Consider the following 23,049-nt stretch of genomic DNA (forward strand, 5'->3'; position numbering starts at 1 on the left):
TGCTGTCTGTGCGGGTCACTGCACCTGTTTCATCATGACAGCCGAGATCGGAGCCATTGCCACGCGGTTGCCCCGATCTTCCAGCCCCCACAGCAACAGGGCTGAAATCGTCTCGGGACGCACGCGCCCCAGCATGACCACTGTCCCTTCCTGCCCCGCACGGAACGCGGCCTGATCCAGGAATCTGCGCATGATTTTGGGATCCTGCCGTGCGCCGTCGATATCGCGGAAAACGACACTGGACGGAATTCCGTTTCGCGCCGCCAGTTTCTGCACGGTGTTGAGCCCATTGTCCTGCGTAATCAGCCCCCGGCCGGTTCCCGCAGCAATCGCGGCGACCTGATCAGCCAGTTTGCGATTGCCCTGAATCCCGCTGTTCACGCCTTCCAGAATACCAACCGTTTCCGGCAGGGTATCCAGCCACACCGACAGCGACACCTCGGCGTCCTGCGCGCTTGCCGCCTCGGGCAGATCCGCCAGGGCCAGCACCTCGAACCCGGCGTTGCGGTGACGGGCCATCTTTTCTGCCGCGTCAGGATCCGATGGGTTCACGGCAAAGCTGATCGGATAGGGAAAGTCCTGCAAAGCCTCGGACCCGAATGCACCCTCGTCATCGATCAGAATGATGGACATCAGCGGCTTGGATTCGGGGTTTTCGAACTTTGCCGCAAAACGCTCGATCGGCTTGGCCGATTTCGCCGGTTCAGCCGAGGCCTGTTCCACGACGGGCTCATCATCCCGTTCTGTCAGCGGAACGACGCGTTTTCCGATGATCGAGCTGGCACTTGCTTTCTGCTCACCCCCGATCTGGGGCAGCGCAGCGATGCGCGGCAGTTCCCGAGGCATGGTGTCTTCATCCCCCTCCACGGCAATCGGGCTGTTTTCAAAGGGGTTCTGTTCTTCGGCTTCTGTCGACTCTGGCTCCGGTTCTGGCACCGCCCGTGGCAGAGGGTCTGGCTCGGGCGCAAGCGCGGCCACCTCGGTGTTCTCGGGCTCTGTTGGCGGGGCCGGTGTTTCATCAATGACGGCAGGCAGCGCATCGTCTGGCTGAATTGCGGGAACCTGACTTGGCTCTGGCAGGGCGGCGGGCGCTTCGATCACGAATGACACTTCATTTGCACCTGCCGCTTCCGGTTGGTTCAGCGCGTCCGTTGCCGCGCCGACAACCGGCTGGGAATCGATTGACGTTTCCAGCCCCGAGAGATCGGCCAGATCCCCGCCGGCGTCATCGGCGGCTTCTGGCGCACGCGGGGCAAGTTCCACCAGATCGGCGTCAGAACCGGCGTCTGCCACTTCAGCCGGAGCCTCGGGAGTCTCAGAAATCGTCGGCGCCGGTGCTTCGGTTGCAACAACCGGGGTATTCACCATCGGCGTCTTGAGTGACACAACCGCACCCAAGATCAAAACAACGATCGCGCCCGCGACCATTCCTCCGAAAAATCCGCCCATTTTCCTGCCTTTCGCCTCTTTCCTCTGCCTCGTTCAGCTCTGCGCCATCTGGTGTGGCGCTCGGCCAATTGAACGCGCCAGAAACGGGATGTCCTCTTGACGCTGCCGCTCAAGCCTGAGCATGTATGTGCGGACATTATACCGTGGCCCGGGGCTGCATCGCCAGCCCGAAATGCCCAAGCGAAGATAAGTGCCCAAATGCTGCTGCTGATCGACAACTACGACTCGTTTACCTACAATTTGGTACATTATTTAGGCGAACTTGGTGCCGAAATGGTCATTCGCCGAAATGATGCGCTGGACGTGCAGGAAGCGATGGCCATGAACCCCGCCGGCATACTGCTGAGCCCCGGCCCCTGCGACCCGGATCAGGCGGGGATTTGCCTGGCACTGACGGAAGCCGCCGCAGAAACCAAAACGCCGCTAATGGGGGTTTGCCTGGGCCATCAGACCATAGGCCAGGTGTTTGGCGGCAAGGTGGTTCGGTGCCACGAGATCGTTCATGGCAAGATGGGCACGGTGAAGCACACCGGCAAGGGGTTGTTTGCCGGGCTGCCCTCACCCTTTGAGGCAACGCGCTACCATTCGCTGGTGGTCGAGCGCGAGACCCTGCCCGATTGCCTGGAGATCACGGCCCAGCTGGACGACGGCACGATCATGGGATTGCAGCACAAGGAATTGCCGATCCACGGTGTGCAGTTCCATCCGGAATCCATCGCATCCGAGCACGGTCACGCCCTTCTCAAAAACTTCCTGCAAGAACTGAAAGTCCCGGCATGAGCGACGCGCTGAAACCGCTGATCGGAGCCGCTGCCGATCGTCCTTTGACACGTGCCGAGGCTGAAAAAGCCTTTGCCATACTGTTCGATGGCGAAGCCACGCCCAGCCAGATCGGCGGATTGCTGATGGCCATGCGGACACGCGGTGAGACGGTCGATGAATACGCCGCGGCAGCCGCCGTGATGCGTTCGAAATGCAATGCCGTGAACGCACCCGAGGGGGCGATGGATATCGTCGGCACCGGCGGCGACGGCAAAGGCACCCTGAACATCTCGACCGCGACCGCTTTTGTCGTGGCCGGTGCCGGAGTCACGGTCGCGAAACACGGCAATCGCAACCTGAGCTCCAAATCCGGCGCGGCGGACGCATTGGGCCAGATGGGTATCAACGTAATGGTCGGCCCGCAAGTTGTTGAAAATGCGCTGAAAGACGTTGGAATCGGCTTCATGATGGCGCCAATGCACCACCCTGCCATCGCCCATGTGATGCCGTCCCGGCAAGAATTGGGAACGCGCACGATCTTCAATATTCTTGGCCCCCTGACCAACCCTGCCGGCGTCAAACGGCAATTGACCGGCGCCTTCAGCCGCGACCTGATCCACCCGATGGCCGAAACGCTTGGCCTGCTGGGCTCGGACCGGGCCTGGCTGGTGCATGGTTCGGACGGGACCGACGAGCTTACGATCACCGGCATCAGCTGGGTCGCCGCTCTGGAAGACGGGATTGTGAAAGAGGTCGAACTGCACCCCGAAGACGCAGGTCTTCCGGTGCATCCGTTCGAGGACATCATCGGTGGCTCGCCCGAGGAAAACGCCGTTGCGTTCCGGGCTTTGCTGGAAGGTGCCCCGTCTGCGTATCGTGACGCGGTGCTGCTGAATTCGGCCGCCGCTCTGGTCGTCGCCGAAGCGGCAAAAGATCTGCGCGAAGGCGTGGCCATGGCTGCTGAAAGCATTGACAGTGGCAATGCCAAAATTAAAATTACGGCCTTGGCCGCCAAGACACAGGAAGCCGCATGACCGACACCGTTCTGGATAGAATCAAAGCCTACAAACTGGAAGAAGTCGCGGCGGACAAAGCGCAGAAATCCCTGGAAACACTGGAAAGTGAGGCCCGGTCCGCCTCGGAACCTCGTGGCTTTGCCAATGCGCTGCAACACGCCTCGCGGCAAGGCTATGGCCTGATCGCAGAGGTCAAGAAAGCCAGCCCGTCCAAAGGACTGATCCGGCCGGATTTCGACCCGCCGGTTCTTGCAAAGGCTTATGAAGATGGTGGCGCGACATGTTTGTCCGTCCTGACCGACACCCCCAGTTTTCAGGGTCAAAAAGAGTATCTGACGCAGGCGCGCGAGGCGACATCCCTGCCCGCCTTGCGCAAGGATTTCATGTACGACCCGTATCAGGTGGTCGAAGCACGCGCCCTGGGGGCGGATTGCATTCTGATCATCATGGCCTCGGTCAGCGATGATCAGGCGGCTGAACTGGAAGACACTGCATTCGATTGGGATATGGATGTTCTGATCGAAGTACACGACGAGGCAGAGCTTGAACGCGCGGCACAGCTGAAAAGTCCGCTGATCGGTATCAACAACCGCAATCTGAAGACCTTCGAGACAACGCTCGACACGACGCGCCGCCTGTCCAAGCTGGTGCCCGCCGATCGCACCATCGTGTGCGAAAGCGGTCTGGGTACACCAGACGACCTGAAGGACATTGCACGCTATGGGGCCCGCTGCTTCTTGATCGGAGAAAGCCTGATGCGCCAGGACGATGTGGAAGCGGCAACGCGCCATATCCTGTCAAACCCGCTGATCCCCGGAGTGATGTGATGCCACTGACCCATTTCGATGCCCAAGGTCAGGCACATATGGTCGATGTCTCGGACAAGGAGGTGACAGATCGCGTCGCCATTGCCGAAGGTCACATCAGGATGGCGCCGGAAACTTTTGAAATCATCTCCGAAGGTCGCGCCAAGAAAGGCGATGTTCTGGGCATTGCCCGCTTGGCTGGCATCATGGGCGCAAAGAAAACGCCGGACCTTATTCCGCTGTGTCATCCTTTGCCGGTGACCAAAGTGGCCGTCGAGCTGACTCTTGACCCGGACCTGCCGGGTGTTCGGATCCAGGCCACCGTCAAGACCTCGGGCCAGACCGGGGTAGAGATGGAAGCGCTGACCGCCGTATCGACAGCCGCCTTGACCGTATACGACATGACCAAGGCCGTCGATAAGGCGATGGAGATAGGCGGCATTCGCGTTCTGCTTAAAGATGGCGGTAAATCAGGGCGTTACGAGGCGAAATGATTACTGTCGAAGAGGCGCGCGCCCTGTTGTTCGATCTCGTGGGGCCTTTGCCGGCCGAAGAGGTACCACTGGCCCAGTCCGCAGGGCGCGTGCTTTCGCGGGATGTCACGGCCACGCGGGATCAGCCGCCTTTTGCCGCCTCTTCCATGGATGGCTATGCAGTCAAATCTGACGAGGTCGAACTGCACGCCATGTTCAAAGTCGTGGGCGAGTCAGCGGCCGGGCGTCGTTTTGAGGGCGCTGTAGGCCCCGGACAGGCCGTTCGCATCTATACCGGCGCCCCTGTGCCCGAGGGCGCGGATTTCGTTGTGATTCAAGAGGATACGGACCGCCGCGGTGATCTTCTGACGATCACGGACACACCCGGCGCCAAAACGAACATCCGACCCGCTGGCGTGGATTTCAAGGCTGGCATGTCCATATCGGCCCCGCGATTGATCCGCGCTGAAGATGTGGCCTTGATGGCCGCGATGAACATCCCTCGCGTCCCTGTGTCGCGCAAACCCGTGATCGCCCTCATCTCGACTGGTGATGAGTTGGTCATGCCCGGGGAAGAACCCGGCCCGGATCAGATCATTGCATCGAACACATTTGGCCTGAAGGCAATGCTCGAAGGATTGGGGGCTGTGGTGCGCGTGCTTCCAATCGCGCGGGATACTGTTTCGTCGCTTGAAACGGCCTTTGGCCTTGCGCAGGGGGCGGATCTGGTCGTGACGATCGGCGGAGCGTCGGTTGGCGATTATGACCTCGTGTCGGACGTCTCGCAGGGGTTGGGGATGAAGCAATCCTTCTACAAGATCCGAATGCGCCCCGGAAAACCTCTGATGGCCGGTCGTATCGGCAACGCGGCGATGGTCGGGTTGCCGGGCAATCCGGTCAGTGCCATGGTCTGCGGCTATCTGTTTCTGGCCCCGATGGTGCGCCGGATGCTGGGGCTTGAACAGGTGCTGCCGCCCTTCCTCACGGCCCGGCTGAGTGGTCCTTTGCCCGAGAATGGCCCGCGCGAGCATTATATGCGCGCCGTGGTGACGGATGCCGGTATCGAAGCTTGCGCAGATCAGGACAGTTCCCTGCTCAGCGTATTGGCTCAGTCCAACGCGCTTTTGGTCCGCGCCCCACACGATCCGGCGCGCGACATCGGGGAAATGGTCGAATATCTGCCAATCTGATGTAACCTCAAATTCGTTGACACAAAACGTGAACATGCGTAGAACAAAAGAAAACGCATGAGCGACGAGGTGTGAGCGATGCTGACCAAGAAGCAATTGGATTTGCTGGAATTCATCCACAAACGCGTGCAGGCGGACGGTGTTCCGCCCAGTTTTGATGAAATGAAGGCTGCTCTCGACCTGCGGTCGAAATCCGGCATTCACCGGTTGATCACCGCACTGGAGGAACGCGGGTTTATCCGCCGCCTTGCCCATCGCGCTCGGGCCATTGAGATCGTGAAATTGCCCGAAAGCCTTGGCGGCGAGCCGACGGCCGGCTTTACGCCACGTGTGATCGAAGGCGACCGGCCCAAGGGCCCCCGCCCTGCGAATATGGAGCCTGTATCGGTGGACGCGCTCGAGCTGCCGGTCATGGGCCGGATCGCAGCCGGTGTTCCCATCGAAGCAATCAGCCATGTATCGCATCACGTGGCCGTCCCCGGCCCCATGGTTTCGGGACGGGGTCAGCACTATGCATTGGAAGTTCGCGGCGACTCGATGATCGACGCTGGCATCAATGACGGTGATGTGGTCGTCATCCGGGAAACCTCGACCGCGGATAACGGCGACATCGTGGTTGCCTTGGTCGAGGATCAGGAAGCGACCCTCAAGCGGTACTTCCGCCGTGGCAACGCAATCGCGCTTGAGGCTGCAAACCCGGCTTATGAAACGCGCGTCCTGCCCGAAGAAAAGGTCAAGGTTCAGGGCCGGTTGGTCGGACTGATCCGCACCTATTGAGCCTGATTGGAATGACGGTCCCCGGCAGGTTTCGGGGACCAAAGCCGATGACCTGTCATGTCCGCGCTCGAGGTCAACTTTCCGTTCGAAACCGACAGGCTGCCGGTTTCGTACAACCGTTCCGGATCGAACACCCGGCACGAACCTTGCAGGGCAAGCGCAACGGCCGAGATGATGATCTGGTTTTCCTGACATTCATCAAACACCCGCGCCGCCCGTTTTCCGGTGATATGGATGATCTCAAAGTCATTCAACGGGTATCGTTGCACGATGTCGCTGTCCGGCCATCTGAGCGCCGCCTCGATCTGATCAACACCGTCTCCGTCATTTTCAAGCCAAACACCGGCGACAAACCCGCTGCCTTTGCTTTTGCTGAGGGCCCGCCCCTTGTCGGTCATGACCCCCACCAATCCGCCGTTTTCAGCGATCAGGACATCCGGTCTGTGCCCCGAGTTCCAAAGCAGAAATGCCAGGACAACAGGCACTGCTCCGGCCCACCGTGCTTGTCCCTGCCACAAGGCCATCCACAAGGCGCCGAATGCGACTAGGGGCAGGATGTACCAAGGCGGGCTGACCACAAAACCCTGCGCGCCATCAAGGTGCGACACCCAGTCCGAAACCGTAAGGATCCAATGCAACGCCCACCCCATGACGGTCAGGGCAATTGCCTCCAGTCCAAACGGGGCCAGAAGCGCCGCAACGACGGCGGAGGGCACGACAAAAAGGCCCATAACAGGAACGGAAAGCAGGTTGGCAAGCAGACCGTAATGGGACATTGTATTGAAATGCGCGGCACCTATGGGGGCTGTTGCAAGGCCTGCAATTGCCGATGACATCACCACGCCGACGACGGGCTTCAACCAGTTTGGGCCGGGCATCGGGCGCATCTCTCGCAACGCTCCGAAGACGGCGACCAACGCTGTGGTTGCGGCGAAAGACATTTGAAATCCGGGGCTCAGCAGCGACTCGGGCCGAAGAACCAGCACGATTACGGCGGCAACAGCAACCGCACGCAGCGAAATCGCGCGTCGGTCGATCAACACGGCCCCCAGCATGACGCTGACCATGACAAAGGCCCGTTCGGTTGCAACGCTGCCGCCGGACAACAACAGATAAAGGGTTGCGGCACAAAGCGCGAGAACAGCAGCCACCTTCCGAACCGGAAGTCGCAACGCCACGGGGGGGCACAACGACAGCCCCAACCGACACGCCACGAATACGAAGCCTGTCAGAAGCCCCATATGAAGCCCGGAAATGGCCAGCAGGTGCGCCAGATTGGACGCCCGCAAGGATGATAGCGTCTCCTGCCCCATCCCGCTGCGATCTCCGGTGGTGACGGCGGCGGCAAATCCACCGATTTCACCGGGCAGGATCTGCCTGACCCGCTGCGAAATGGCCATGCGGATCGCAGTGATCCGAATGCCGTCGATCCCTTCGGTCGCTGGTGCGATGGTCATGATCGGGACGCGGGTATACCCGACCGCGCCCAATCGTTGAAACCAGGCATGACGGCGAAAGTCGAAACCTCCGGGCTCGACCGGGCCCTGCGGCGGCGAAAGATGACCTGTGGTCATAATACGCTGCCCCGGTGCGATTGCGCCCGTTGGAACATGAACGGAAAGACGGATGCGCTGCGGCCTGCGCTCCTGAGGTACATCCCCTATGCGTACCTGATCAAGCGTCAACCGCAACGCATCCGAGGCAGACCGATCCATGGCGACGACCCTCCCCTCGACAGGGCCATAGTATCGCCACGACAGTACCGGTTCTGCCACCATATGGGCGCGAACGCCTGCTAGAATGAAACCGGCAACGATCAGCGCCCCCCCGATTGCCAACGTTCCCACCCCCGGTGGCAGCCGGCGGCGCAAGGCGACAAGAGCGATTCCAAGACAGACAAGACCGGCATAAACTGACCAATCCGGCTCGACGCGGACGCCGAAATAAAGACCAATCCCCGTCGCCAGCAAAACCGGCGTCCAAGGGAAAAGGTAGCCTGTCTGGTGCAGCAGCGCGGCCTCGACCCGTGCAAGAACACGCATGGTTGCCCCCGTCCTTCGGGCTCGTTAGACAGGCTTCAAACTATGCCAGATACGGTTACCAAAAGGTTAATCCTCACCATGACTGAACAGGTCGTCACTCGTTTTGCCCCCTCGCCCACCGGTTTCCTGCATATAGGCGGCGCGCGCACTGCATTGTTCAATTGGCTGTATGCGCGTGGTCGGGGCGGCAAATTCCTGCTGCGGATCGAAGACACCGATCGCGAACGTTCGACACCCGAGGCGACCGCCGCGATCCTTCAGGGCATGGCCTGGCTTGGCCTTGATCACGACGGTGACGTGATCAGCCAGTTCGAAGGGGCCGCCCGTCACGCCGAGGTCGCGCATCAGTTGCTGGCCGAGGGCAAGGCCTACAAGTGTTTCTCGACCCAGGAAGAAATCGCGGCTTTCCGGGACCAGGCGCGCAGCGAAGGGAAATCAACTCTGTTCCGCAGCCCATGGCGTGACGCCGATCCTGCGACACATCCGGATGCACCTTTTGCCATACGCATCAAGGCGCCTCAGGACGGGGTGACCGTAATCCACGATCAGGTTCAGGGCGATGTGAGCATCCGCAATGACCAGTTGGACGACATGATTCTTCTGCGCTCGGACGGAACACCCGTCTACATGCTGGCAGTCGTTGTCGACGATCACGACATGGGTGTCACCCATGTCATCCGCGGCGACGATCACCTCAACAACGCCGCGCGGCAAATGATGATCTACGAAGCCATGGGCTGGGACGTTCCGGTCTGGGCGCATATCCCGCTGATTCACGGGCCGGACGGCAAGAAGCTGTCCAAGCGCCATGGTGCTCTTGGAGCGCAGGAATATCAGGCCATGGGCTATCCCGCAGCCGGGATGCGCAATTACCTGGCCCGGCTAGGCTGGAGTCATGGCGACGATGAGTTTTTCACGGACGCGCAGGCAAAGGAATGGTTCGATCTGGACGGGATCGGCAAAAGCCCTGCGCGGTTTGATCTGAAGAAGCTTGAAAACCTGTGTGGACAGCATATCGCAATCTCGGACGATGCTGCGCTGCGGCAAGAGATCGAGGCGTATCTGGCCGCAGCAGACCTTACGCCCCTTACTGAAACACAATCCAGTGATCTGGAACGTGCGATGTATTGCCTCAAGGACCGGGCGCGCACCTTCCCGGAACTGCTTGAAAAGGCTCATTTTGCATTGACAAGCCGCCCTATCGTTCCGGATGAAAAGGCAGCAAAGGCATTGGCAACTGTATCCGATGGTATACTGACGGAATTGACGCCGCATCTGCAAAATGCTAGCTGGTCGCGGAACGAACTGGAGGAGGCACTGAATTCCTTTGCCGAGTCAAAGGAGCTCAAGTTCGGCAAGCTGGCCGGTCCGCTGAGGGCCGCCCTGGCGGGTCGGGCCGTTACGCCTTCGGTTTTTGACATGATGCTTGTGCTGGGACGGGAAGAAACCCTGGCGCGGCTTTCTGAAGCAGCGAAATAACCCAAGCTTCATAAACGGGTAACGCTGCTCCGCTAACACCCGGACTGCGCGTCCACGCGCAGTCATTGCCCGTATCACCGGAGGTATCTCTGGCGTGCGCATGAATGAAGAAGGGACAACCATGACTGATAGCAACAAAACAGCCACTCTGACCGTTCACGGCAAAGAGTATGAGTTGCCTGTTCATTCTCCGACTGCTGGTCCGGATGTCATTGATATCCGCAAGCTTTATGGTCAGGCCGGCGTCTTCACCTACGATCCTGGGTTCACTTCGACCGCAAGCTGCGACAGCACCATCACCTATATCGACGGCGAAAAAGGCGAACTGCTGCACCGCGGCTATCCGATCGACCAACTGGCCGAGAAATCGCATTTCCTCGAAGTCTGCTATCTTCTGCTGTACGGAGAACTGCCGGCGGCAAAGGATCTTGAGAAATTCGAGACCACGATCACACGCCACACCATGCTGCACGAGCAGATGCAGTATTTCTATCGCGGTTTCCGCCGCGACGCGCACCCAATGGCCATTATGGTCGGCGTTGTCGGCGCGATGTCGGCCTTCTATCACGATTCAACGGATATCTCGGACCCGCAGCAGCGTGAAATCGCATCGCATCGTCTGATCGCCAAGATGCCGACTATTGCTGCATGGGCCTATAAGTACCACACCGGTCAGCCTTTCGTGTATCCGCGCAACGATCTGGACTATGCGTCGAACTTCCTGCGCATGTGTTTCAGCGTTCCTGCCGAGGAATATGAGGTCAACCCGATCCTTAGCCGAGCGATGGACCGGATTTTGACCCTGCACGCGGATCATGAGCAAAACGCCTCGACATCTACCGTGCGTCTGGCCTCATCTTCAGGTGCGAACCCGTTTGCCTGTATCGCAGCCGGTGTTGCTTGCCTCTGGGGCCCTGCCCACGGTGGCGCAAACCAAGCCTGCCTGGAAATGCTGGAAGAGATCGGCACCGTCGATCGCATTCCCGAATACATCGCCCGGGCCAAGGACAAAGACGATCCGTTCCGCCTGATGGGCTTTGGCCACCGCGTCTACAAGAACTTCGACCCGCGCGCCAAAGTGATGAAGCAATCGGCAGACGAGGTTCTGGATCTGCTAGGCATTGAAAACAACCCAAAACTGCAGGTCGCCAAGGAACTGGAACGCGAAGCGCTGGAAGACCCGTATTTCGCCGAAAAGAAGTTGTTCCCGAATGTCGACTTCTATTCGGGCATCATCCTCGAAGCGATGGGTTTCCCGACCTCGATGTTCACGCCGATCTTCGCCCTGTCACGCACTGTTGGCTGGGTAAGCCAGTGGAAAGAGATGATCGCCGATCCGCAAAACAAGATCGGCCGCCCGCGTCAGCTGTACCTGGGCGAAACGCTGCGCGATTACGTGGATATCGAAAATCGCTGATACGCGCCTTACGGCAATCTGTTTCGAAGGCCCCGGTACTGCCGGGGTCTTTTTGTTTGGGCTGAAGCAATGAGAGCGCGAAGACCCGGTGTTTTCCAGCACAAGACAGCACCGAACAAGCCGGGGCGCATGACCTCAGAACAGGCTCAGCTGATCGCCGGGCTGCGGCGGCACCGCAAACAAATCGCAACGCAACGGGGCCGTTTTTATGGACAGCCCCAGACGTTTGCAGGTCTTCAAGAACCTTTGAGCGATAATCCCGGCATACTCACCCTCGCCCCGCATTCTGTGTCCCCAACGCGGATCGTAGTCCCGACCCCCATGCATTTCCCGCAGTTTGGACATGACCTTTTCCGACCGCGATGGCTCATGATCGGCTAGCCAGCCCTGCCAAAGCTGCGATACTTCGCGAGGCAGGCGCAACATGATCCAGCTTGCGGCATCCGCACCAGCCTCTTTCCCGGCCTCCAGAAGGCTTTCCAGTTCATGATCCGTCAGCCCCGGCACGATGGGTGATGTCATGACGCGCACCGGAACGCCCGCTTCCGTCAGCGTTCGGATCACGCGCAACCGCCGAAGGGGCGACGGCGCCCGTGGTTCCATTCGGCGGGACAATTCCGCATCCAACGTGGTCAGCGAAATACCAACCCGCACAAGTCCCCGGCCTGCCATGTCGGCAAGCAACTCCAGATCCCGCTCTATCAGGGTACCCTTGGTGACGATCGCGACCGGGTGGTTGAACTCACTCAGAACCTCAAGGCATGACCTTGTAATCATGTGCTTTTTCTCAATCGGCTGATACGGGTCCGTATTCGTACCAATTGCAATCGGCGCGACTTTGTAGGATCTGGCGGACAATTCCTTGCGCAGAACACGCCCCATGTTGGGTCGAGCGATCAGGCGGGTTTCGAAATCCAATCCTGCCGATAGCCCAAGATACGCGTGGCTGGGCCGCGCAAAACAGTAAACGCAACCATGTTCACATCCCCGGTACGGGTTGATCGACCGATCGAAGGGCAAGTCAGGGGATCGGTTGTAAGTAATAGCGCTGCGCGCAACCTCTTCGCGTGTCTCGGTACGCAGCGGCGGCAATTCTTCCTCAATGTCCCACCCGTCTTCGGTGGCCGTGGTGGCAAAGCATTCAAACCGACCAGCTTCGTTCGTCGTTGTTCCTCTTGCCTTGATCGTCCGCGCGATACTCATGTCATTTTGTTCTCTTTTTGTTCTAACGCAAGCATAGGCTTGTCGCCAATTTGGCGCAAGCCCCGCCAAATCACAGATGGATTGAAGCGAGATGAAATCTCCGCAGGATGATCTTGCAGACTTTTCTATCGAGCCCCCCCATTTTTTGCCCTATAGGTCGGTCCCGAAACGACCGACGTCGCAATCGTCACAGTCACGATGCGACGTTTTGGCCAAAACGGAAAAAATGCCACCACGGGCCGATGGCCCGCCCAGCACAGGGAATACCCCATGTCCGACGAAGAAGACATCGTCCTGTCCGAATTGAATGACGACGAACTGGTCGAGCAGATGTTCGACGATCTCTATGACGGCCTGAAGGAAGAGATCGAAGAAGCCACCAATATCCTGCTGGAACGCGGATGGACACCTTATGACATCCTGACCAAGGCTCTGGTTGGCGGTATGACCATCGTGGGCCATGACTTCCGCGACGGCATCCTGTTTGTCCCCGAGGTTCTGCTGGCCGCAAACGCCATGAAGGGCGGCATGTCCATTCTCAAGCCGCTGTTGGCCGAAACCGGTGCACCGCGCGTCGGCAAGATGGTCATCGGCACCGTGAAGGGCGACATCCACGACATCGGCAAGAACCTTGTTTCGATGATGATGGAAGGCGCTGGCTTCGAAGTTGTCGATCTGGGCATCAACAACCCGGTCGAAAACTACCTGGAAGCGTTGGAAAACGAACAACCCGACATTCTGGGTATGTCGGCCCTGCTGACCACTACGATGCCTTACATGAAAGTGGTCATCGACACGATGGTCGAACAGGGCGTCCGCGACGATTACATCGTTTTGGTCGGCGGCGCGCCCCTGAATGAAGAGTTCGGCAAAGCCATCGGCGCGGATGCCTATTGCCGTGACGCAGCTGTTGCAGTGGAAACCGCCAAGGAATTCGTGGGCCGCAAGCACAATCAACTGGCTGGCTAAGACCCGAATAATACTGATTGAAAGGCCGTCCGATCCGGGCGGCCTTTTCGATTCCGAAGCGCTTTGTCACCGGAAAATCCGGATTATCCAATTCTAAACCAAAGCAGGTCTAAAAGAACGAGGCATCCACATTCCCAGGGGGTCTCGTGCCGACTACGTTCACAGCCATCTCGCTCGGCAAACTTGCCGATATCGACAGTTTCGAAGGCAACAACACAGCTGAAAACGCTTCGGTGCTTGTGGGAAAAACCTTTGGCGGGTCCGACGATCCGCTGGCTCATAACAGCGTCACCTGGAGCCCGGTCGGCAATCCGGGTTCGTACTACAACATGAACAACATGTCGGCCAATGATCGGCTTTCGATCAATGGCGGACCGCCTCAGACATTCGATGGCACTTCGGTCTACAACGCCACGATCACCTATTTTGACGGATCAACTGCCAGGATTTCCGCAGTTTTGGCGCAGGATGTGGATGGCAACACCTATCTGATGCCGGAATTCTCGGACAATTCGGACCAATCCGCCTTGGAGGCTGGCCCTGTCCGCTCGATCACGCTCAACAGCCTTGCCGGAAACCGGTATTCAGGCCTGACATCCCGCCGTGAAGATTGGGATCTGGTGCCCTGCTTTACCCCCGGAACGATGATCCGCACCGAGCAAGGCGTGCGACCGATTGAAACCCTGTCCGTCGGCGACCGGATTGAAACCCATGATCATGGGCTGCAACCCCTGCGATGGATGGGGCGGCGAACCGTCAAGGCAACGGGTCCGCATGCGTCTGTTCTTTTCAAAGCAGGCGCCATCGGAAACACGCGCGACCTTCTGGTGTCACAACAGCACCGCATGCTGATTGGGGATTGGCGTCTCGAGCTGTACACCGGACATTGCGAAGCCCTGGCGCCTGCCAAACATCTCGTGAACGGGTCCGACATCATACTGCGGCCCGGAGGGCTGGTGACCTACATCCACTTGCTGTTCGACCGGCATGAGCTGCTCTGGGCCGAAGATTGCCTGAGCGAGAGCTTTCATCCCGGCGCGCATATCTGGGACAGTCTCGGGTCTGCCGCACGGCAAGAAATCCTGTCGCTGTTTCCGGAACTGTCGCTGAACGGTGTTGCCGCGTACGGCCCGCTGGCCCGGCCGCTGCTGACCGCGTTCGAAGCGCATGCGTCGGCGGCCTGACATGAGATGTCGGATCGGGGCTTGCCCAACGGCCTCAATCATCCTCCTATGGCAGCAGCCCCGGAGGATGCCAAGCGATGTCAAACGAATCCCTGCCAGATGATGCAGCCCTGACCACGAAGGGCTATGAGGATACGGGCAAGGGAAGCATCCTGTTGATTGCCTGCGGCGCTCTTGCGCGCGAAATACTGGACATCAAAACACGGAATGGCTGGGATCACATGGCTTTGACCTGCCTGCCTGCGATCCTGCACGTTCACCCGGAACGGATCACCCAGGCTGTGGAAGACGCCGTGGCCAAGCATCAGCGCAATTATGACAAGATCTACATCGTTTACGCCGATTGCGGCACCGGGGGCCTGCTTCAGGCCGCCTGCGAAAAGCTTGGGGTCGAAATGGTGAAGGGGCCCCATTGCTATTCCTTCTTCGAAGGAAATCAGGCTTTTCAGGACCGCGGAGAAGACGAAACAACCGCGTTCTATCTGACAGATTTCCTGGCCCGGCAATTCGACGCCTTTGTCTGGAAACCACTGGGCCTGGACCGCCACCCGGAACTACGTGACATGTATTTCGGCAATTACACCAAACTTGTCTATCAGGCCCAGATCGACAGCCCAGAGCTGACGGAGCGCGCGCGCGAATGCGCAGACCGGATGGGGCTTGAATTCGAACGCCGGTTCACCGGTTACGGCGATCTGGAAAACACGCTGTCGGACTGGGCAAACCGCCCAAGATGAGATCAGGCGTTTTCCTGTGCGACCTGCCGGATGCGTTCGATCATCGACCGCAGGCCGTTCGAGCGCTGAGCGGACAGGTGGTCGTTCAGCCCAAGGCGTGCCAGTTCAGCCCCCGCATCGACTTTGGGAACTTCGGCCACGGGCAAACCGTTGTACAAGGACCGAAGAACAGCGATCAGGCCGCGCACGATCAGTGCATCGCTGTCACCATCGAACTTGAAGACGCCGGATTCAATCATCGGATGCAGCCAGACCTGGCTGGCGCATCCATGGACTTTTGTCGCCGGAACCTTGAATGCGTCGTCCAACGGCTCCATCGCCTTGCCCTGCTCGATGACATGGCGATACCGGTCTTCCCAATCCTCGAGAAACTCGAAATCCTCGACAATCTCTTCAAAGGCGGGCGTGGCCATGTTGCGGTGGTCCTTTGTTTGCATTCACAATTGTGACCTAAGCCGGTGACCCGCCACTGTCCAGCCCCCGCGGTGGCTTTTCAACGCGAAGAAATTGCGCTAACCCATTGCCTGAACTCGTGTGAAAGTCTGTGGGTCCATGCAAAAATCTCTGTCCGTTCTCATCATCGCCACGCTGACCCTGACTGCATGCAGCAGCTGGCGTGACTCTCGGGTGAACCCGTCAAACTGGTTCGGATCCAGCAGATCTGTCGAAGCCGAAACACCGCCCGACCCAAATGCCGCCGACGCATTGGTTCCGAAGCAAGGCGGAGGAACCGGCCTGTTTTCCCGCCCCGATGCTGAAGACACCAGCATTCCAATTGGTCAGATCGACGAATTGCGCATTGACCCGACCCCCTCTGGCGCGATCATCTATGCGTCTGGCACGGCTGTCCGGCAGGGGGCATTCAACGCGCGTCTGGTTCCTGTTGAAAAGGAAGAAAACCAGAAGAACGGAACTTTGGAATTTGTGTTCCGTGTGAACTACCCCAGCTATGAGACGCCGCAAGGGTCGGAACGTACTCGGATGGTATCGGACGCCATCAATATCTCGAAACAGGAACTGGAAGGTATTCGGCTGGTCCGCGTGGTCGGACAACAGAACGCACTGGAATCACGGCGCCGGTAAGCGCCGTTACAGGGACACGACCTTGACCGACTGCCCTTTGGCCGCCAGGGCAATCTTTCCTTCGCACAGCTTGAGAGCATCCTCGCCAAAGACTTCGAACCGCCATCCCGACAAGGCTGGAACATCCCGCTCGCCGGCTGCAATCTGATCCAGGTCCGAACTTGTGGCGATCAATTTCGCCGCCACACCTGAACTTTCGGTTTTGGACTTCAGCAGAACCCTTAGCAGGTCAGCCAGCGCCGGATTGACCTTGAGCTTGTCGCGCGAAGTGTCGACCTTGGGCAATTTGTCGGGCGGGCAATTCACGCCGCGCTTGACCGCTGCCAGAATACCTTCGGCGACCGCCCCTTTGCGGGCTTCGCGCAGCAACAGGCGGGATCCGCCCAAATCCGAATGTGTTTTGGGTTTGGTCGATGCCAGCTCGATCAGCGCGTCGTCTTTGAATACGCGGTTCCGGGGCACGTTGTTTTCCTGCGCATAGGATTCGCGAAACTGCGCCAATTCACGCACCACAGCCAGAAACTTGGCCGAGTTCGTGCGCGTTTTCACCCGCTTCCATGCGTCTTCGGGGCGGATGTCATATGTGGCAGGCTGTGTCAGCGTCCGCAATTCTTCGGCAACCCAGTGGCTGCGCTGCGTCTTTTCAAGTTCTGCGGCCAGACGCTCGTAGATCCCGCGCAAATGGGTCACATCCGCAAGAGCATAGTTTTTCTGAGCATCGGTCAGCGGGCGCCGGGACCAGTCGGTGAACCGAGAGGTCTTGTCGACGCCCTGCTTGCAGATTTTCCGAACCAGAGTTTCATAGCCAACCTGTTCGCCAAAGCCACACACCATCGCTGCGACCTGTGTGTCGAACAGCGGTTTGGGGAACACGCCGGCTTCGACCCAGAAGATCTCAAGATCCTGGCGGGCGGCATGGAACACCTTGACCACGCTTTCATTCCGGAAAAGATCGTAAAGCGGGTCAAGCGACAAGCCATCGGCAAGCGGATCGACCAGAACCGCGCTGTCTTCATCCTCGGACGGGACAGCCAATTGCACCAGACACAGCTTGGAGTAGTACGTCCGCTCACGCAGAAATTCGGTGTCGACCGTGATATAGGGATAGCCTTCGGCGGCCTTACAGAAATCGGCCAGCTCTTGCGTCGTCGTCAGGGTTTTCATGCGCCGTACTAGTATCGCTCTTGTTTTTGTGCCTGCCCGTTTTTGTCCTCGTCCCGAGCGTCGTCGACGACCATAGGCCGATTATTACACGGGTGTAAATCACCCACAGAGCGTTCACGGCAACAGGACGGGCGACCTGTTGCCTTCTGCAAAGCGCCGCAGCACTTCGGGGTAGAGTTTATGCTCCCAAACCAGCACCCGCGCAGCCAGCGATTCCGGTGTATCATCGGCTTTGATCGGGACCCGTGCCTGACCCAGAATCGGGCCATCATCCAGTGCCGCCGTCACCTCATGCACCGAGCAGCCGTGTTCGGAATCTCCGGCTTGAATCGCGCGGGCATGGGTGTGTAACCCTTTGTATTTTGGCAATAATGAAGGGTGGATATTCAGCATCCGGCCTTGAAACCGAGACACGAAATCCGCTGTCAGAACCCGCATAAAGCCGGCCAGACAGACAATGTCGGTTTGCGCCTCTTGCAGGGGCTGCAAAAGCTCGGCTTCAAAGGCGCTGCGGTCCCCCTTGAAAGGGCGATGATCAACCACTGCGGTCGGAATGCCACGGTCCGCAGCTTTTTTCAGCCCGCCTGCCTGCGCATCATTGGACAACACCAAACAGGGCCGCGCCGGATGATCTTTGGTCATGCTGTCAACAAGCGACACCATGTTCGACCCGCCCCCGGAGATCAGGATCGCGACGCGCTTCTGGCTCACAGCAGTTTGCCCGAATAGGCAACGCCGGGCGTTTCCGTGACGGCACCGATCCGAGCGACGGTTTCACCGGCATCCGCCAGCAGGGCCGACAGCTCATCCGCCTTTTCCGCGGCGCACACGACAATAAGGCCGATACCGCAATTGAAGGTCTTGAGCATTTCCGCCTCAACGATACTGCCGGTCTTCGCCATCCAGCCGAAGACAGGGGGCAGTTGCCAACTGTCCAGATCGATCCGGGCCCCCATCCCTTGGGGCAGCACGCGGGGAAGATTTTCGGTCAACCCACCGCCGGTGATATGCGCCAGCGCATGCACACCACCTGCGCGAACCGCAGCCAAAGCCGGTTTTACGTAAAGGCGTGTGGGCGTCAGAAGTGCCTCACCCAGATTGCCCTCTCCAAAGGGCGACGGCGAATCCCAGCCCAGACCGGACAGTTCGACCAGCTTGCGCACAAGCGAATAACCGTTGGAATGCACCCCGTTCGAGGCCAGACCCAAAAGTACGTCACCGGCTTGAACGCCCGCAGGCAGATCTGCGCCGCGTTCCATCGCACCGACCGCAAACCCGGCCAGATCAAAATCGCCATCAGGATACATTCCCGGCATCTCGGCGGTTTCACCACCGATCAGGGCACAGCCAGACTGCGCACAGCCTTCGGCAATCCCTTCGATGATCCGCGCCGCCGTATCGGTATCCAGCCTGCCGGTCGCGAAATAATCGAGGAAGAACAGCGGCTCGGCTCCCTGGCAGATCAGGTCATTCACGCACATGGCCACCAGATCGACGCCGACCCCGTCCACGACGCCGGTATCAATCGCAATCCGCAGCTTGGTGCCCACGCCATCCGTCGCACCGACCAGAATCGGGTCCTGGTACCCGGCAGCCTTCAGATCGAACAGCGCGCCAAATCCACCCAGGCCGCTCATCACACCGGGGCGGTTGGTCCGCTTGGCGGCGGGTTTGATCCGATCGACCAGGGCGTTGCCCGCGTCGATATCCACACCTGCATCGGCATAGGTGATTCCGTTTTTACCCGCTGTCATGTCCGGTCCCTCAAGAAAGCTTTGCGGGCGGGTTAGTCGATTGTGGCGTTTGTTGCAACGGTCAGGCTTGACGCGGCTGTTCACCGTGATACCCAAGCGCCTAGGCGGGCCTGTAGCTCAATTGGTTAGAGCAGAGCGCTCATAACGCTTTGGTTGGGGGTTCGAGTCCCTCCGGGCCTACCATTTCGCCGAGACATCCAGGTGGGTTGTTGCCGTCTGGACGTTGATGCGCTGGCTTATCCGTCCGAATCTTCGAACCCAAAATAGGCGTCGAGCTCCTCTTGGGTTACTTGCCATTCATAGGAATAGCCGTCGCGCCCACCAAAGCTGTAATCCTCGTGACTGCCGGACAGGCTCGGATCTTGATGCACCGCCTCCAAATAGGTCTCGAATTCATCAGGATCGACCCAGAACGACGCATCCATGATCATCATGTAATAATCATAGGCGAGAGGCTCGTCGAACTTGCCGAAGTCATTCTGCAAATAGTCCAGCATTTCGGCGCAAAATATCGCCATATTGGCACGCACCTGAACCGGAAGAGGTGCAAGATCCTCGTCGCCATCCACCACGTCCTGCTGCGACGCATGCCACAACTCGGATGCCAACGATTCGATCAGGTCGGACCGCAACCATTTCAGACATGTATCGCCTGCCCCGATAAAACCGGTCAGACGTTCCACCCGCCTTTCATCGGTTTCGTCATACCACTGCCAAAGAGGCAGCAGGGCCGCAAGTGTCGCGCACCCGACAAACCCCTTTTCGGCCAATTTCACGAATCCTGCGATAACCATCCTATGCGCCCCCAAAAAAGTAAAAAACTATGGGGACAGGATGCCATGGCAAGACAAATTAACAAAATTGAACCCCAAGCGCAGACATAACGGGGGGTCTATCGTCCGATTATTATATCCGCGCAGAGCCCTCCGAGACGTTCGCTTTTCGACAGACGCAAAGCTCCACCATGCGCGCGCGCGACATCCGCCACAATCGCAAGACCAAGGCCAACGCCACTGCCCTGATTCTGATTGCGAGCCGGGTCGAGCCGCGTGAAAGGCTTTACCGCCTCTGTACGTTGGTCCGCAGGTATACCGGGGCCGTCATCCTCAACACGGATGCGCATCGATTTCGCGTTCAGAAACAGGCTGAGCTCGGCCCGGCTGCCATAGCGCATGGCATTTCCAATCAGGTTTTCCACCGCCCGGCGTACAGCCAAGGGGCGTATCATGACGGTCCCCTGCCCCTCGACCGCGATCAGCTCTGCCTGATGACCAGCCCGTTTTGCATCATCCACGATCTGGCGGAGAAATTCATCCGGTTGGACCTCTTCCGCCGATCCCTCGGCAGCCCCACGCGAAAAGTCCAGAAACGCATCCAGCAAGGACTGCATTTCCGTGACATCCTTTTGCAACGGTGCGGCCTCGTCTTCCGGCAACATCGACAGTCCAAGCTTCAGGCGCGTCAACGGGGTGCGCAGATCGTGGCTGACACCCGACAGCATCAACGTCCGTTGCTCGATCTGGCGTTCGATACGGGACCGCATATCCAGAAACGCATTTCCCGCCGCACGAACCTCGATGGCTCCACCGGGTGAATACGGAACGATTCGTCCCCGCCCGAAGGCCTGCGCTGCATCAGCGAGGCGCGTAATGGGACGCAATTGATTCCGCATGTAAAGAAACGAGATCGTCGTCATGATGACCGCAAAGAACACCATGGTGACGATCAATTGATGCGGGGCCGCGGGCGACAACCTGCGCCGATCGAACGTCAATTGCAGCACTCCCAGATGCGTCTTCAGATAAACCCGCGCCTCTTTGCTGCTGGGTAACGCCACGGCGGCAAGATTGGGCAACCTGGCATACAGTTCGGATTCGACCTGCGGGGCGATGAAATCGTACCATCGCCGCGCGCCAATCTCAGGCTGTTCGTTGACGCCCAGAAACCTGGCCTTCATCTCAAGGGCCTGCAAATCGGGACGAATCGACGCCAGCGCCTGTTGTTGCGTTTCCGCGTCCTCGATCATTGTCGAAATCAGCATCACCTCGCGGGATGCCGCGCGTGTCATCTGGCCGGTGACATCCTCAAGATGCTTTTGAAGGAACGCGATTCCCACGACCAGCAACAACACGATCACAGGTAAAACCAGGATCAGCGCTGCCCGGGCGTAAAGACTGCGAGGCATATAAGGTTTGAGCCAGTGCGAAGACATGCGCTAAACCTAACGGGCTGCCCGGACAAGAGAAAGAGCACAGAATGCAGGCACCAGATGATTTCGATCCGCCCGTCGGCCAGCCAGAGGAACTGCATCCGGGTTTGCGGCGTATTCTGGCCCCGAATCCCTCTCCGATGACCTATCGTGGCACCAACACGTATCTGCTGGGTGAACGCGACATTGCCGTCATCGATCCAGGCCCCGCAAGCGAGGCACATTTGGACGCAATTCTGGATTCCTTGGCGCCGGGTCAAAGGATCAGCCATATCATTGTCACACATACGCATGTGGACCATTCACCCCTGGCGGCTCCGCTGGCGGCGCGCACAGGGGCGACGATTTATGCTTATGGCGGGCCCGAGGCGGGGCGCAGCGCCGTCATGACCGATCTTGCCGCGCAGGGGCTGACCGGCGGCGGCGAAGGCATCGACACCACGTTTCGCCCTGATGTCGAAGTGGCGGATAGTGAGACCATCAATGGCGACGGGTGGCAGCTTGAGGTCATTCACACACCGGGCCATCTGGGCAATCACATTGCTCTGGCCTGGCAGAACATCTGTTTCACGGCGGATCATGTCATGGGGTGGGCCAGCTCGTTGGTGTCCCCTCCGGATGGTGATCTGACCGACTTCATGACTGCCTGCCATCGGCTGCGCGCGCGCGACTGGTCGGTTTTCCATGCCGGCCATGGCGCACCGATCACCAGCCCTGCCCAACGTTTGGACTGGCTGATTGCACATCGCCAGACCCGCGAGGCGCAGATTCTGAGCGCATTGGAAGAAGAAGACGGGACAGCGCGGCATCTGGCTGGGCGCATCTATACGGATACGCCAGCGGCATTGCTGCCCGCAGCCGAGCGCAACGTTTTCGCTCATCTCGTTGATCTGACTGGAAAAAACAGAGTGACGCCCATTGGCCCACTGTCAGTTTCATCTGTTTTTCGGCGGCTTCGCTAAAACAGTAAAATTTTTTGATGGTTCTCGTACTTAACCACTGGACGTCCGGAATCGGGGTTGCTATATGCGCCTCAGTTCCGGCGTAGCTCAGCGGTAGAGCAGTTGACTGTTAATCAATTGGTCGTAGGTTCGATCCCTACCGCCGGAGCCAAAATCCCCCTTCGTTCAGACCTGCATTGGCGTCAGAAAACACATCGATTTATGCCGGTTTTTTTCGTCGAAAAACACACGCACCCTCTGGACGTCTGGAAACCGGATTGCTATACGGCGCGAACCGTTCCGGCGTAGCTCAGCGGTAGAGCAGTTGACTGTTAATCAATTGGTCGTAGGTTCGATCCCTACCGCCGGAGCCAATTCCCCAAAACGCAGCAGA

At 58.9% G+C, this 23,049-nt stretch carries 22 protein-coding genes and 3 tRNA genes; 16 read left to right on the top strand and 9 right to left on the bottom strand.

What is annotated here, in order from left to right; all coding sequences use genetic code 11:
- Positions 1–15: 15 nt before the first annotated feature.
- Entirely contained in the window at positions 16–1,449 is a 1,434-nt protein-coding gene (locus tag ACR0I0_RS03975) for a polysaccharide deacteylase family 2 protein (protein WP_210092404.1), read from the bottom strand.
- Positions 1,450–1,647: 198 nt separating this feature from the next.
- Here ACR0I0_RS03975 and ACR0I0_RS03980 point away from each other — a divergent pair, with 198 nt between their 5' ends.
- The 6 genes from ACR0I0_RS03980 (at position 1,648) to lexA (ending at position 6,473) form a co-directional block, all read left to right on the top strand.
- Positions 1,648–2,229, top strand: coding sequence for an anthranilate synthase component II (locus tag ACR0I0_RS03980; protein WP_171632221.1), 582 nt, complete (start codon positions 1,648–1,650; stop codon positions 2,227–2,229).
- On the top strand, positions 2,226–3,245 hold the full coding sequence (gene trpD / locus ACR0I0_RS03985; protein WP_171632218.1) for an anthranilate phosphoribosyltransferase: 1,020 nt from the start codon (positions 2,226–2,228) through the stop codon (positions 3,243–3,245). The genes ACR0I0_RS03980 and trpD overlap by 4 nt, the downstream gene beginning before the upstream one ends.
- Positions 3,242–4,054, top strand: a complete 813-nt coding sequence (trpC, locus tag ACR0I0_RS03990; RefSeq protein WP_171632216.1) for an indole-3-glycerol phosphate synthase TrpC — start codon at positions 3,242–3,244, stop codon at positions 4,052–4,054. The genes trpD and trpC overlap by 4 nt, the downstream gene beginning before the upstream one ends.
- Positions 4,054–4,527 carry a cyclic pyranopterin monophosphate synthase MoaC gene (moaC, locus tag ACR0I0_RS03995; protein WP_171328258.1) on the top strand — a complete coding sequence of 158 codons (474 nt, stop codon included), beginning with the start codon at positions 4,054–4,056 and terminating at the stop codon, positions 4,525–4,527. The genes trpC and moaC overlap by 1 nt, the downstream gene beginning before the upstream one ends.
- On the top strand, positions 4,524–5,696 hold the full coding sequence (locus ACR0I0_RS04000) for a molybdopterin molybdotransferase MoeA (protein ID WP_480490263.1): 1,173 nt from the start codon (positions 4,524–4,526) through the stop codon (positions 5,694–5,696). Before moaC ends, ACR0I0_RS04000 begins: the two co-directional genes overlap by 4 nt.
- 78 nt (positions 5,697–5,774) lie before the next feature.
- Positions 5,775–6,473 carry a transcriptional repressor LexA gene (gene lexA, locus ACR0I0_RS04005; RefSeq protein WP_480490265.1) on the top strand — a complete coding sequence of 233 codons (699 nt, stop codon included), beginning with the start codon at positions 5,775–5,777 and terminating at the stop codon, positions 6,471–6,473.
- On the opposite strand, the gene ACR0I0_RS04010 is transcribed toward lexA, so the two are convergent.
- Positions 6,467–8,515, bottom strand: coding sequence for a ComEC/Rec2 family competence protein (locus ACR0I0_RS04010; RefSeq protein ID WP_480490267.1), 2,049 nt, complete (start codon positions 8,513–8,515; stop codon positions 6,467–6,469). The two genes, lexA and ACR0I0_RS04010, sit on opposite strands and share 7 nt — an antisense overlap.
- A 78-nt stretch (positions 8,516–8,593) precedes the next feature.
- On the opposite strand from ACR0I0_RS04010, the gene gltX reads away from it, so the two are divergent.
- Together gltX and gltA are read left to right on the top strand one after the other, a co-directional pair.
- Positions 8,594–9,994, top strand: a complete 1,401-nt coding sequence (gene gltX / locus ACR0I0_RS04015; protein WP_171723201.1) for a glutamate--tRNA ligase — start codon at positions 8,594–8,596, stop codon at positions 9,992–9,994.
- Positions 9,995–10,115: 121 nt separating this feature from the next.
- Positions 10,116–11,411, top strand: coding sequence for a citrate synthase (gene gltA, locus ACR0I0_RS04020; RefSeq protein WP_171632203.1), 1,296 nt, complete (start codon positions 10,116–10,118; stop codon positions 11,409–11,411).
- Positions 11,412–11,546: 135 nt separating this feature from the next.
- Here the strand turns inward: gltA and ACR0I0_RS04025 are convergent, their stop codons facing one another.
- Positions 11,547–12,614 carry a PA0069 family radical SAM protein gene (locus ACR0I0_RS04025; RefSeq protein ID WP_480490268.1) on the bottom strand — a complete coding sequence of 356 codons (1,068 nt, stop codon included), beginning with the start codon at positions 12,612–12,614 and terminating at the stop codon, positions 11,547–11,549.
- A gap of 270 nt (positions 12,615–12,884) precedes the next feature.
- Here ACR0I0_RS04025 and ACR0I0_RS04030 point away from each other — a divergent pair, with 270 nt between their 5' ends.
- From ACR0I0_RS04030 to ACR0I0_RS04040, 3 genes are all read left to right on the top strand, one after another.
- Positions 12,885–13,583 (top strand): corrinoid protein, encoded by a 699-nt coding sequence (locus tag ACR0I0_RS04030; protein ID WP_171632198.1) that lies wholly within the window; start codon positions 12,885–12,887, stop codon positions 13,581–13,583.
- Between the two features lie 146 nt (positions 13,584–13,729).
- Positions 13,730–14,767, top strand: a complete 1,038-nt coding sequence (locus ACR0I0_RS04035) for a Hint domain-containing protein (RefSeq protein ID WP_480490270.1) — start codon at positions 13,730–13,732, stop codon at positions 14,765–14,767.
- A gap of 77 nt (positions 14,768–14,844) precedes the next feature.
- Complete coding sequence (locus ACR0I0_RS04040; protein WP_480490271.1) at positions 14,845–15,504, top strand: DUF1638 domain-containing protein; 660 nt, start codon at positions 14,845–14,847, stop codon at positions 15,502–15,504.
- Positions 15,505–15,506: 2 nt separating this feature from the next.
- Here the strand turns inward: ACR0I0_RS04040 and ACR0I0_RS04045 are convergent, their stop codons facing one another.
- The gene (locus ACR0I0_RS04045) at positions 15,507–15,917 is read right to left on the bottom strand and encodes a SufE family protein (RefSeq protein ID WP_117868838.1); all 411 of its coding nucleotides are present in this window, start codon (positions 15,915–15,917) and stop codon (positions 15,507–15,509) included.
- A 139-nt stretch (positions 15,918–16,056) separates the two neighbouring features.
- Here ACR0I0_RS04045 and ACR0I0_RS04050 point away from each other — a divergent pair, with 139 nt between their 5' ends.
- Entirely contained in the window at positions 16,057–16,587 is a 531-nt protein-coding gene (locus tag ACR0I0_RS04050; RefSeq protein ID WP_209832992.1) for a hypothetical protein, read from the top strand.
- A 6-nt stretch (positions 16,588–16,593) separates the two neighbouring features.
- Here the strand turns inward: ACR0I0_RS04050 and rnd are convergent, their stop codons facing one another.
- The 3 genes from rnd to purM all read right to left on the bottom strand — a co-directional run bounded on the left by rnd (position 16,594) and on the right by purM (position 19,505).
- Positions 16,594–17,751, bottom strand: a complete 1,158-nt coding sequence (gene rnd, locus ACR0I0_RS04055; protein ID WP_171723195.1) for a ribonuclease D — start codon at positions 17,749–17,751, stop codon at positions 16,594–16,596.
- A 114-nt stretch (positions 17,752–17,865) separates the two neighbouring features.
- A complete protein-coding gene (gene purN / locus ACR0I0_RS04060; protein WP_480490274.1) occupies positions 17,866–18,462 on the bottom strand; it encodes a phosphoribosylglycinamide formyltransferase in 597 nt (198 codons plus the stop codon).
- Positions 18,459–19,505 carry a phosphoribosylformylglycinamidine cyclo-ligase gene (gene purM, locus ACR0I0_RS04065; RefSeq protein ID WP_171632187.1) on the bottom strand — a complete coding sequence of 349 codons (1,047 nt, stop codon included), beginning with the start codon at positions 19,503–19,505 and terminating at the stop codon, positions 18,459–18,461. Before purM ends, purN begins: the two co-directional genes overlap by 4 nt.
- A gap of 106 nt (positions 19,506–19,611) precedes the next feature.
- Here purM and ACR0I0_RS04070 point away from each other — a divergent pair.
- Positions 19,612–19,688, top strand: a tRNA-Ile gene (locus ACR0I0_RS04070).
- Positions 19,689–19,741: 53 nt separating this feature from the next.
- Here the strand turns inward: ACR0I0_RS04070 and ACR0I0_RS04075 are convergent.
- Together ACR0I0_RS04075 and ACR0I0_RS04080 are read right to left on the bottom strand one after the other, a co-directional pair.
- Positions 19,742–20,299, bottom strand: coding sequence for a hypothetical protein (locus ACR0I0_RS04075; protein ID WP_171115717.1), 558 nt, complete (start codon positions 20,297–20,299; stop codon positions 19,742–19,744).
- 98 nt (positions 20,300–20,397) lie between these two features.
- The gene (locus tag ACR0I0_RS04080; RefSeq protein ID WP_171723192.1) at positions 20,398–21,717 is read right to left on the bottom strand and encodes an ATP-binding protein; all 1,320 of its coding nucleotides are present in this window, start codon (positions 21,715–21,717) and stop codon (positions 20,398–20,400) included.
- 44 nt (positions 21,718–21,761) lie between these two features.
- Between ACR0I0_RS04080 and ACR0I0_RS04085 the strand changes: the two genes are divergently transcribed.
- The 3 genes from ACR0I0_RS04085 to ACR0I0_RS04095 all read left to right on the top strand — a co-directional run bounded on the left by ACR0I0_RS04085 (position 21,762) and on the right by ACR0I0_RS04095 (position 23,029).
- Positions 21,762–22,676 (top strand): MBL fold metallo-hydrolase, encoded by a 915-nt coding sequence (locus ACR0I0_RS04085; RefSeq protein ID WP_480490277.1) that lies wholly within the window; start codon positions 21,762–21,764, stop codon positions 22,674–22,676.
- Between the two features lie 76 nt (positions 22,677–22,752).
- Positions 22,753–22,827 (top strand) — tRNA-Asn (locus ACR0I0_RS04090).
- A 127-nt stretch (positions 22,828–22,954) separates the two neighbouring features.
- A tRNA-Asn gene (locus ACR0I0_RS04095) sits at positions 22,955–23,029 on the top strand.
- Positions 23,030–23,049: the final 20 nt, after the last annotated feature.

The organism is Ruegeria sp. AG6, assembly GCF_056541565.1.

Coding starts and splice junctions, on each gene's coding strand:
- ACR0I0_RS04075 (WP_171115717.1), bottom strand. CDS start 20,299: ATGGTTATCGCAGGATTCGTGAAATTGGCCGAAAAGGGGTTTGTCGGG.
- ACR0I0_RS04085 (WP_480490277.1), top strand. CDS start 21,762: ATGCAGGCACCAGATGATTTCGATCCGCCCGTCGGCCAGCCAGAGGAA.
- lexA (WP_480490265.1), top strand. CDS start 5,775: ATGCTGACCAAGAAGCAATTGGATTTGCTGGAATTCATCCACAAACGC.
- trpD (WP_171632218.1), top strand. CDS start 2,226: ATGAGCGACGCGCTGAAACCGCTGATCGGAGCCGCTGCCGATCGTCCT.
- ACR0I0_RS04050 (WP_209832992.1), top strand. CDS start 16,057: ATGCAAAAATCTCTGTCCGTTCTCATCATCGCCACGCTGACCCTGACT.
- gltA (WP_171632203.1), top strand. CDS start 10,116: ATGACTGATAGCAACAAAACAGCCACTCTGACCGTTCACGGCAAAGAG.
- ACR0I0_RS03975 (WP_210092404.1), bottom strand. CDS start 1,449: ATGGGCGGATTTTTCGGAGGAATGGTCGCGGGCGCGATCGTTGTTTTG.
- rnd (WP_171723195.1), bottom strand. CDS start 17,751: ATGAAAACCCTGACGACGACGCAAGAGCTGGCCGATTTCTGTAAGGCC.
- moaC (WP_171328258.1), top strand. CDS start 4,054: ATGCCACTGACCCATTTCGATGCCCAAGGTCAGGCACATATGGTCGAT.
- ACR0I0_RS04010 (WP_480490267.1), bottom strand. CDS start 8,515: ATGCGTGTTCTTGCACGGGTCGAGGCCGCGCTGCTGCACCAGACAGGC.
- ACR0I0_RS04000 (WP_480490263.1), top strand. CDS start 4,524: ATGATTACTGTCGAAGAGGCGCGCGCCCTGTTGTTCGATCTCGTGGGG.
- ACR0I0_RS04045 (WP_117868838.1), bottom strand. CDS start 15,917: ATGGCCACGCCCGCCTTTGAAGAGATTGTCGAGGATTTCGAGTTTCTC.
- ACR0I0_RS04030 (WP_171632198.1), top strand. CDS start 12,885: ATGTCCGACGAAGAAGACATCGTCCTGTCCGAATTGAATGACGACGAA.
- ACR0I0_RS03980 (WP_171632221.1), top strand. CDS start 1,648: ATGCTGCTGCTGATCGACAACTACGACTCGTTTACCTACAATTTGGTA.
- ACR0I0_RS04040 (WP_480490271.1), top strand. CDS start 14,845: ATGTCAAACGAATCCCTGCCAGATGATGCAGCCCTGACCACGAAGGGC.
- gltX (WP_171723201.1), top strand. CDS start 8,594: ATGACTGAACAGGTCGTCACTCGTTTTGCCCCCTCGCCCACCGGTTTC.
- trpC (WP_171632216.1), top strand. CDS start 3,242: ATGACCGACACCGTTCTGGATAGAATCAAAGCCTACAAACTGGAAGAA.
- ACR0I0_RS04080 (WP_171723192.1), bottom strand. CDS start 21,717: ATGTCTTCGCACTGGCTCAAACCTTATATGCCTCGCAGTCTTTACGCC.
- ACR0I0_RS04025 (WP_480490268.1), bottom strand. CDS start 12,614: ATGAGTATCGCGCGGACGATCAAGGCAAGAGGAACAACGACGAACGAA.
- purM (WP_171632187.1), bottom strand. CDS start 19,505: ATGACAGCGGGTAAAAACGGAATCACCTATGCCGATGCAGGTGTGGAT.